Source organism: Streptomyces sp. NPDC046870 (genome assembly GCF_040704595.1).
GTDB classification, from domain to species: domain Bacteria; phylum Actinomycetota; class Actinomycetes; order Streptomycetales; family Streptomycetaceae; genus Streptomyces; species Streptomyces argyrophylli.
Genome location: NZ_JBEYXM010000013.1, coordinates 200,957 through 208,496, shown reverse-complemented (window position 1 = coordinate 208,496; position 7,540 = coordinate 200,957). Strand labels below are relative to the sequence as shown.

Below are 7,540 nucleotides of genomic sequence, written 5' to 3'. Positions count from 1 at the left end.
GTTCGGTGACGGACTCACCGAACGACCGGACCGACGGTCACCTGTGGCCGACGGGCCCCGTGCCCTCCCCCCGTCGGCTGCCGGAGGCTCACGCGTTCTTGATCGCCGAGATGTCGAAGACCAGCTTGATCTTGTCGGAGACCAGGACGCCGCCCGTCTCCAGCGCCGCGTTCCAGGTCAGGCCCCACTCCGAGCGCAGGATCTCGGCCTTGCCCTCGAAGCCGACGCGCTCGTTGCCGAACGGGTCCTTCGCGGCGCCGTTGAACTCCAGGTCGATGGTGAGCGGCTTGGTGACGCCGAGCAGGGACAGCTCGCCGGTGATGCGGTAGTCGTCGCCGCCCAGGGACTCGGCCTTGGTGGAGCGGAACGTCATGACCGGGTGCTCGTCGATCTTGAAGAAGTCGGACGACTTCAGGTGGCCGTCACGGTCGGCGTTGCCGGTCTCGATGCTGGCCATCTGGACGTCGAGCGTGGCGGTGGACCTGGTGGGGTCGGCACCGTCGAGGTGGAGCGTGCCCGTGAAGTCCTGGAAGCCGCCCTTGACGTTGGTGACCATGGCGTGCCGGGCGACGAAACCGATCGTGCTGTGGGACGGGTCGATCGTGTAGTCGCCGGTCAGCGCGGTCAGGTCGGGGCCGGCGGTGGCCTGCGCGGCGGGGGCGGGGGTGGTGTCCTTGCGGCTGAAGATTCCCATGGCGTGCTCCTTGCGATCCTTGTTGAACGTTAAACCAACCTGCGACTCAGACAGTAGACCCATTCGGTTCGGTTTTCAACATCATCCGCAGCGTGTTTCCGTGAACGCTCCGAGTAATCGATTCCGCCCTCTGGCGCACCGGCCGGGCGCTCGGGCACCATCTGGCTGCACCACCTGCACAGCCGACCCACAGGACGCACGGCCCACCGCAGGAAAGGTCCCCATGAAGCCGCTCACGACCCGCTCGCTGCTCACCGCGCTCGCCCTCGTCGTCGCCCCCGGCGTCGCCGTCCTCGGCACCGCCACCGACGCCTTCGCCGTCACCAAGATCAGCCACGCGACCGCCACCCAGATGTTCCGCGACGTCGGCATCACCTGGTCCTCCTCGGGCAACTGCTCCGACCGCTACAACTCCACCTGTACCTCCTTCGAGCAGCTCAACCTCGCCACCGCCCAGGGCGCCCAGACCCTCAAGCGGGCCAGCGGCTGCGCCCTCAACATCACCGGCGGCACCGAGACCGGCCACGCCTCCGGCACCTACTCCCACTGGAACGGCTACAAGCTCGACTACGGCAAGAACACCTGCGTGACGTCGTACATCAAGAACAACTTCGGCTACATCGGCCTGCGCGGCGACGGCGCCCCGCAGTACCAGTCCGGCTCCGGCAACATCTACGCCGACGAGGGCAGCCACTGGGACGTCCTCTACTACAACTGCGGCGGCTGCTGAGCCGGGAGCCGGCAGGAGAGGGCGGTGACCGGGCCCATGCGCACGACCCGACGCGCACTGCTGCTGGCCGCCGCCCTCGCCGCCGTCCCGGCGCCGGGCGCGCGGGCGGCCGGCGATCCGTACGACGCGCTGCGCCGCCGCTGGCTCGGCATCGCCCTGGGCGCCGGGTACGACCCGGCCGCCGAGCCGTACGCCTCCCGGCTCGCCCGACTCGGGCAGGACGCGCGGGAGTTCCAGGCCGGAATGGACCCCGCTCCCGGCTCGCTCTGGCCCGGGCACCCCTTCGACCCGCCCTCCGGGATCACCTTCAGCTACGGCCGCCTGTGGACCATGGCCCAGGCGTACGTCCAGGCCGGCACCGGTTCCACCGGCGATCCCGGTCTCCTCGCCGGCGTACTGCGCGGGCTCGACCACGTCTCCGCCACCGTCTACAGCCCCGCCACCACCCCCTACGGCAACTGGTGGGAGTGGCAGATCGGCAGCCCCCGGCTGCTGACGGACATCACGGCCGCCCTGTACGAGCAGGCAGGCCCCGCCCGGGTGGCGGCGGCCTGCGCGGCCGTCGACCACTTCGTCCCGGACACCGTGCTCACCGACTACTCGGGCACCTCCACCGGCGCCAACCGCGTCGACCTGTGCCGCTCGGTCGCCCTGCGCGGCATCCTGGGCCGCAGTCCGCAGAAGATCTCCCTGGCCCGTGACGCCCTCTCGCCCGTCTTCCCGTACGTGACGCGGGGCGACGGCCTCTACGCCGACGGCTCCTTCGTCCAGCACACCTGGGTCGCCTACTCCGGTACGTACGGCCAGGTCCTGCTCGACGGCCTCGGCCGGCTGTTCGCGCTGCTCGCCGGGTCCGAGTGGGAGGTCACCGACCCCGCCCGGCAGAACATCCTGGACAGCGTCGAGCACGCCTACGCGCCCCTGATCCACGACGGACTGGTGATGGACTGCGTCAACGGCCGTGCCATCAGCCGCGGTTACCTGCGCGGTGACGACCAGCACGTGCTGCGCGGCGACCACTACCACGGGCAGGCCCTCATCGCCGCCATCGCCCTCCTCGCGGGCGGCGCGAGCGCGGCCGAGCGGGAGCGGTGGCACGGCCGGATCAAAGGCTGGATCGAACGGGACACCGTCGTACCCGTGCTGACGTCGCCTCAGTTCGGTGTCGCCGACCTGGCGCGGCTGCACGCCATCGCCGCCTCGCCCGGACCCGCCGCCCCGGAACCCCTCGGCCACCGCCTCTTCCCGGCCATGGACCGCGCCGTCCACCGCACCCCCCGCTTCACCGCCGCCCTCGCGATGGCCAGCGACCGCATCGCCCACTACGAGTGCGGCAACGGCGAGAACCCGCGCGGCTGGCACACCGGGTCCGGCATGCTCTCCTGGTGGCCCCGGGGCCGCAGCGACCAGTACACCGACTGGTACTGGCCCACCGTCGACTGGTACCGGCTGCCGGGCACCACCGTCTCCACGAAGCGGCTGTCCGACCGGGCCGGCGGCGAGTGGGGCGCCCCCAAGCCGGACGTCCGCTGGGTCGGCGGGACCACCGACGGCACGTACGCGGCGGTCGGCCAGCACCTCAGGGGCCTCGGCTCCACCCTCCAGGCCCACACGTCCTGGTTCTTCCTCGACGACGCCGTGGTCTGCCTCGGCGCCGGGATCTCCTGCGCCGACGGCGTCCCCGTGGAGACGGTGGTGGACAGCCGCAACCTGGGCGAGAACGGCACCCAGGGCTTCGTACGCGGGCGGAACTGGGCCCACCTGGAGGAGCACGGCGGCTGGGTCCTGCCGCACGGCGGCGAGCTGCGCACCCTCCGCGAGGACCGCACCGGCGCCTGGTCGGACATCAACACCACCAGCACGGACGAGCGGCGCACCCGGCGATGGCAGACCCTCTGGCTCGACCACGGCACCGACCCCGAGGCCGCCCGCTACGCCTACGTCCTGCTGCCCGGCGCCTCCCGCGCCGAGACCGCCGCCCGGGCCGCCGACCGGCACTGGCTGTCCGTCCTCGCCAACGACGCCGGCCACCAGGCCGTCGCCGTCCCCCGGCTGGGCCTGGTGGCGTGCACCTTCTGGCGGGCCGGTACGGTGGGGGACCTGACCGTCTCGGCCGGCGCGAGCGTGCTCGTCGTACGCCGGGGCCGGACGGCCACCCTCTGTGTGAGCGAGCCGCCCCGCACCGGAGCCCCGCTGGAGCTGGTCTGGAACCGTCCGGTGCGTGCGGTGACCCGGGCCGGCGACGGCGTCGAGGTCCTTTCGGCTGACCGCCGTCTGAGGCTCCGTGTCACTCCGGGGATGGCATGTGCCACCTATGAATGTGAGCTGGCTCTCGGCTGACGGCTTTGTGGTCTCCCTACAACGGGACGCCCTCCTGAGCAGTCGGAATGCCTGCATGCCGCCATGGTTCTGTTCACTGGCACCAGGAAAACGGGCCGGAGACTGTACGGAGTCGACGGCTCGCTTTTCTTCGGGTCCTTCGTAAGGTCGCTACATGACCGTTTTGGAAGAGACGACGGGTGAGCCGACCGGTGAGCCGACGGACGCGCGCGGACGGGTCGCCGAACTGCACGAGATCCGTGCCCGGGCCCTGGCGGGCCCGAGCGAGAAGGCGACCGAGGCGCAGCACGCCAAGGGCAAGCTGACGGCGCGGGAGCGGATCGAGCTGCTCCTCGACCCCGGGTCCTTCCAGGAGGTCGAGCAGCTGCGCCGGCACCGGGCGACCGGCTTCGGCCTGGAGGCCAAGAAGCCGTACTCCGACGGTGTCATCACCGGCTGGGGCACGGTGGAGGGCCGTACGGTCTTCGTCTACGCCCACGACTTCCGGATCTTCGGCGGCGCCCTCGGCGAGGCCCACGCCACCAAGATCCACAAGATCATGGACATGGCCATCGCGGCCGGGGCCCCGCTGGTGTCGCTCAACGACGGCGCCGGCGCCCGCATCCAGGAGGGCGTCTCCGCCCTCGCCGGCTACGGCGGCATCTTCCAGCGCAACACCAAGGCGAGCGGTGTCATCCCGCAGATCTCCGTGATGCTCGGCCCGTGCGCGGGCGGCGCGGCGTACTCCCCGGCGCTGACGGACTTCGTCTTCATGGTCCGCGACACGTCCCAGATGTTCATCACGGGCCCCGACGTGGTCAAGGCCGTCACGGGCGAGGAGATCACCCAGAACGGCCTGGGCGGCGCGGACGTCCACGCCGAGACGAGCGGCGTCTGCCACTTCGCGTACGACGACGAGGAGACGTGCATCGCCGAGGTGCGCTACCTCCTGTCGCTGCTCCCGCAGAACAACCGCGAGAACCCGCCGCGGGTCGACTCCGCGGACCCGGCGGACCGCCGCGGCGACGTGCTGCTGGACCTGGTCCCGGCCGACGGCAACCGGCCCTACGACATGGCCAAGGTCATCGAGGAGATCGTCGACGACGGCGAGTACCTGGAGGTCCACGAGCGCTGGGCGCGCAACATCATCTGCGCTCTCGCCCGTCTGGACGGCCAGGTGGTCGGCATCATCGCCAACCAGCCGCAGGTCCTGGCGGGTGTGCTGGACATCGAGGCGAGCGAAAAAGCTGCGCGCTTTGTCCAGATGTGTGACGCTTTCAATATCCCGATCGTCACGTTCCTGGACGTCCCCGGGTTCCTCCCCGGTGTCGACCAGGAGCACGGCGGAATCATCCGGCACGGCGCGAAGCTGCTGTACGCGTACTGCAACGCGACCGTGCCGAGGATTTCGCTCATCCTGCGCAAGGCGTACGGAGGTGCCTACATCGTCATGGACTCCCAGTCGATCGGCGCCGACCTCACCTACGCCTGGCCGACGAACGAGATCGCCGTGATGGGCGCGGAGGGCGCGGCCAACGTCATCTTCCGCCGGCAGATCGCCGAGGCCGAGGACCCCGAGGCCATGCGGGCACGGATGGTCAAGGAGTACAAGTCCGAGCTGATGCACCCCTACTACGCGGCCGAGCGGGGCCTGGTCGACGACGTCATCGACCCCGCCGAGACCCGTGAGGTGCTGATCAAGTCCCTGGCGATGCTGCACACCAAGCACGCCGACCTGCCCTCCCGCAAGCACGGCAACCCTCCGCAGTAACCCGGCGGACACCTCTCCCAGGGAGACCGACACCCATGAGCACTGCTGACATCCGCGTCGAGAAGGGCCACGCCGAGCCCGAGGAAGTCGCCGCCATCACGGCGATCCTCCTGGCCCGCGCCGCCGCCCGCCCCGAGCCCACCGCGACCCACCGCGCCCGCCCGAAGGCAGGCTGGCGCCGCCTGGAGCGCGAGCCCGGCTTCCGGGCCCCGCACAGCTGGCACTGAGCCCCGGCACGCGACCGCAGCCCCGCCGCCCCTTGTGGGAGGCGGGGCTGCGGTGTGTCCGGCTCCCGGTCGCGCGCCAGGGGTCGCCGTACGGACCACGGGGTACGGCAAAGGGGCCCTCTCCGGACGGAAAGGGCCCCTCGCGGAGAACCGCTAGCGCAGGCGGGCCATCAGGGCGTGTTCCACCAGGGTGATCAGCGCGCTCTTGGCGTCCGCGCGGTGGCGGGCGTCCGTGGTGATGATCGGGGTGTCCGGGCCGATCTGGAGCGCCTCGCGGACCTCGTCCGGGGTGTAGGGCTGCTGGCCGTCGAAGCCGTTGAGGGCGATGACGAAGGGCAGGCCGCTGTTCTCGAAGTAGTCGACCGCGGGGAAGCAGTCGGCGAGGCGGCGGGTGTCGACGAGGACGATCGCGCCGATGGCGCCGCGGACCAGGTCGTCCCACATGAACCAGAAGCGGTCCTGGCCGGGGGTGCCGAACAGGTACAGGATCAGGTCCTGGTCCAGGGTGATGCGGCCGAAGTCCATGGCCACCGTGGTGGTGGTCTTGTCCCCGGTGTGGGTGAGGTCGTCGATGCCGGCCGAAGCGGACGTCATGACGGCCTCTGTGCGCAGCGGGTTGATCTCCGAGACGGCGCCGACGAACGTGGTCTTGCCCACGCCGAAGCCGCCCGCCACCACGATCTTCGCGGAGGTGGTGGAGCGGGAAGGACCGCCGCTAGAGCTTGCGAAGTCCACTGAGCACCCTTTCGAGCAGTGTCACGTCTGGCTGGCCACCGGCGTTCTCGTCGCCGCCGGGCTGATGGATGGCGACCAGGCCCGCCTCCGCCAAGTCGGCGACGAGGATCCTGGCCACGCCGAGAGGGATCGTGAGAAGGGCCGAGATCTCGGCCACCGACTTGATCTCCCGGCAGAGGTTGCAGATCCGCTGATGCTCGGGCAGCTGACCCTGCATCTGGTGCGGAGCGGCGGTGGTGTGCACCAGCGCCTCGATGGCGAGCTGGTAGCGCGGGCGGGTCCGGCCGCCGGTCATGGCGTACGGACGCACCAAGGGGTTGTTGGACGCCGAGGCCGGTGCCGGCTCGGGACGGCGCTGCGGCTGGACCGGCTGGATACGCGGCGCCGGAGGCTGGTCGTACGGCGACGGGCCCGGACCCTGGGGGGCGTACGGCTGCCGGTGACGGGGAGCGGAGGGGTAGGCGTACGGGTTCGCCGAGCCGTCGCCCGGGCCCTGTGCAGGGCCGTACGACCAGTTGCCCGAAGACGAACTGCCTGGGGGTGTTGCCACTTTCTCCTCCTCCGACTGCGCCGGGCACCCATTCCTGGGGAACCGCGTCCCGAAACCTTACGGCCCCGGGACGCGAATACGCACCGTCCGATTATTAGTTGAGAAGGCTTCCCTGGAGTTCCGCACGGAGATCCGGGGTGAGGACCGTGCCCGCGCGGTCCACCAGAAGGGCCATCTCGTACCCGATGAGGCCGATGTCCGCCTCCGGGTGGGCCAGGACCGCGAGCGAGGAACCGTCGGAGATGGACATGATGAAGAGGAATCCCCGCTCCATCTCCACAACCGTCTGATTCACGCTGCCCCCCTCGAAGATCCGGGAGGCGCCTGCCGTCAGAGACGTCAGACCGGAGGCGACGGCCGCGAGCTGGTCGGCGCGGTCGCGGGGAAAGCCTTCGGACATCGCCAGAAGGAGTCCGTCGGCGGAGACCACCACCGTGTGGGACACCCCCGGGGTGTTGTCCACGAAGTTGGTGATCAACCAGTTCAGGTTCTGTGCCGCCTGGCTCATCGGGCT

General features: G+C 70.6%; 8 protein-coding genes. 4 read left to right on the top strand and 4 right to left on the bottom strand.

The genetic code is table 11. The annotated features are described in order from the left end of the window. Positions 1-88 precede the first annotated feature (88 nt). Complete coding sequence (locus AB0946_RS26315; RefSeq protein ID WP_366763111.1) at positions 89-694, bottom strand: YceI family protein; 606 nt, start codon at positions 692-694, stop codon at positions 89-91. A 223-nt stretch (positions 695-917) separates the two neighbouring features. On the opposite strand from AB0946_RS26315, the gene AB0946_RS26310 reads away from it, so the two are divergent. The 4 genes from AB0946_RS26310 (at position 918) to AB0946_RS26295 (ending at position 5,741) form a co-directional block, all read left to right on the top strand. Continuing rightward, on the top strand, positions 918-1,424 hold the full coding sequence (locus AB0946_RS26310) for a hypothetical protein (RefSeq protein ID WP_366763109.1): 507 nt from the start codon (positions 918-920) through the stop codon (positions 1,422-1,424). Positions 1,425-1,460: 36 nt separating this feature from the next. After that, positions 1,461-3,764 (top strand): polysaccharide lyase 8 family protein, encoded by a 2,304-nt coding sequence (locus AB0946_RS26305; protein WP_366763108.1) that lies wholly within the window; start codon positions 1,461-1,463, stop codon positions 3,762-3,764. A 154-nt stretch (positions 3,765-3,918) separates the two neighbouring features. Beyond that, on the top strand, positions 3,919-5,514 hold the full coding sequence (locus tag AB0946_RS26300) for an acyl-CoA carboxylase subunit beta (protein WP_366763107.1): 1,596 nt from the start codon (positions 3,919-3,921) through the stop codon (positions 5,512-5,514). Positions 5,515-5,549: 35 nt separating this feature from the next. Further along, positions 5,550-5,741 (top strand): acyl-CoA carboxylase subunit epsilon, encoded by a 192-nt coding sequence (locus AB0946_RS26295; protein WP_171152512.1) that lies wholly within the window; start codon positions 5,550-5,552, stop codon positions 5,739-5,741. Between the two features lie 153 nt (positions 5,742-5,894). On the opposite strand, the gene AB0946_RS26290 is transcribed toward AB0946_RS26295, so the two are convergent. The 3 genes from AB0946_RS26290 to AB0946_RS26280 all read right to left on the bottom strand — a co-directional run bounded on the left by AB0946_RS26290 (position 5,895) and on the right by AB0946_RS26280 (position 7,534). Then, positions 5,895-6,476, bottom strand: a complete 582-nt coding sequence (locus AB0946_RS26290; RefSeq protein WP_014675207.1) for an ATP/GTP-binding protein — start codon at positions 6,474-6,476, stop codon at positions 5,895-5,897. Next, on the bottom strand, positions 6,457-7,026 hold the full coding sequence (locus tag AB0946_RS26285) for a DUF742 domain-containing protein (protein WP_366763106.1): 570 nt from the start codon (positions 7,024-7,026) through the stop codon (positions 6,457-6,459). The genes AB0946_RS26290 and AB0946_RS26285 overlap by 20 nt, the downstream gene beginning before the upstream one ends. 94 nt (positions 7,027-7,120) lie before the next feature. Beyond that, entirely contained in the window at positions 7,121-7,534 is a 414-nt protein-coding gene (locus AB0946_RS26280; RefSeq protein WP_004983065.1) for a roadblock/LC7 domain-containing protein, read from the bottom strand. Positions 7,535-7,540 lie beyond the last annotated feature (6 nt).

What these genes read in the sequence shown, in the direction of transcription:
- AB0946_RS26305 (WP_366763108.1), top strand. Translation starts at nt 1,461, where the DNA reads ATGCGCACGACCCGACGCGCACTGCTGCTGGCCGCCGCCCTCGCCGCC.
- AB0946_RS26280 (WP_004983065.1), bottom strand. Translation starts at nt 7,534, where the DNA reads ATGAGCCAGGCGGCACAGAACCTGAACTGGTTGATCACCAACTTCGTG.
- AB0946_RS26315 (WP_366763111.1), bottom strand. Translation starts at nt 694, where the DNA reads ATGGGAATCTTCAGCCGCAAGGACACCACCCCCGCCCCCGCCGCGCAG.
- AB0946_RS26310 (WP_366763109.1), top strand. Translation starts at nt 918, where the DNA reads ATGAAGCCGCTCACGACCCGCTCGCTGCTCACCGCGCTCGCCCTCGTC.
- AB0946_RS26295 (WP_171152512.1), top strand. Translation starts at nt 5,550, where the DNA reads ATGAGCACTGCTGACATCCGCGTCGAGAAGGGCCACGCCGAGCCCGAG.
- AB0946_RS26300 (WP_366763107.1), top strand. Translation starts at nt 3,919, where the DNA reads ATGACCGTTTTGGAAGAGACGACGGGTGAGCCGACCGGTGAGCCGACG.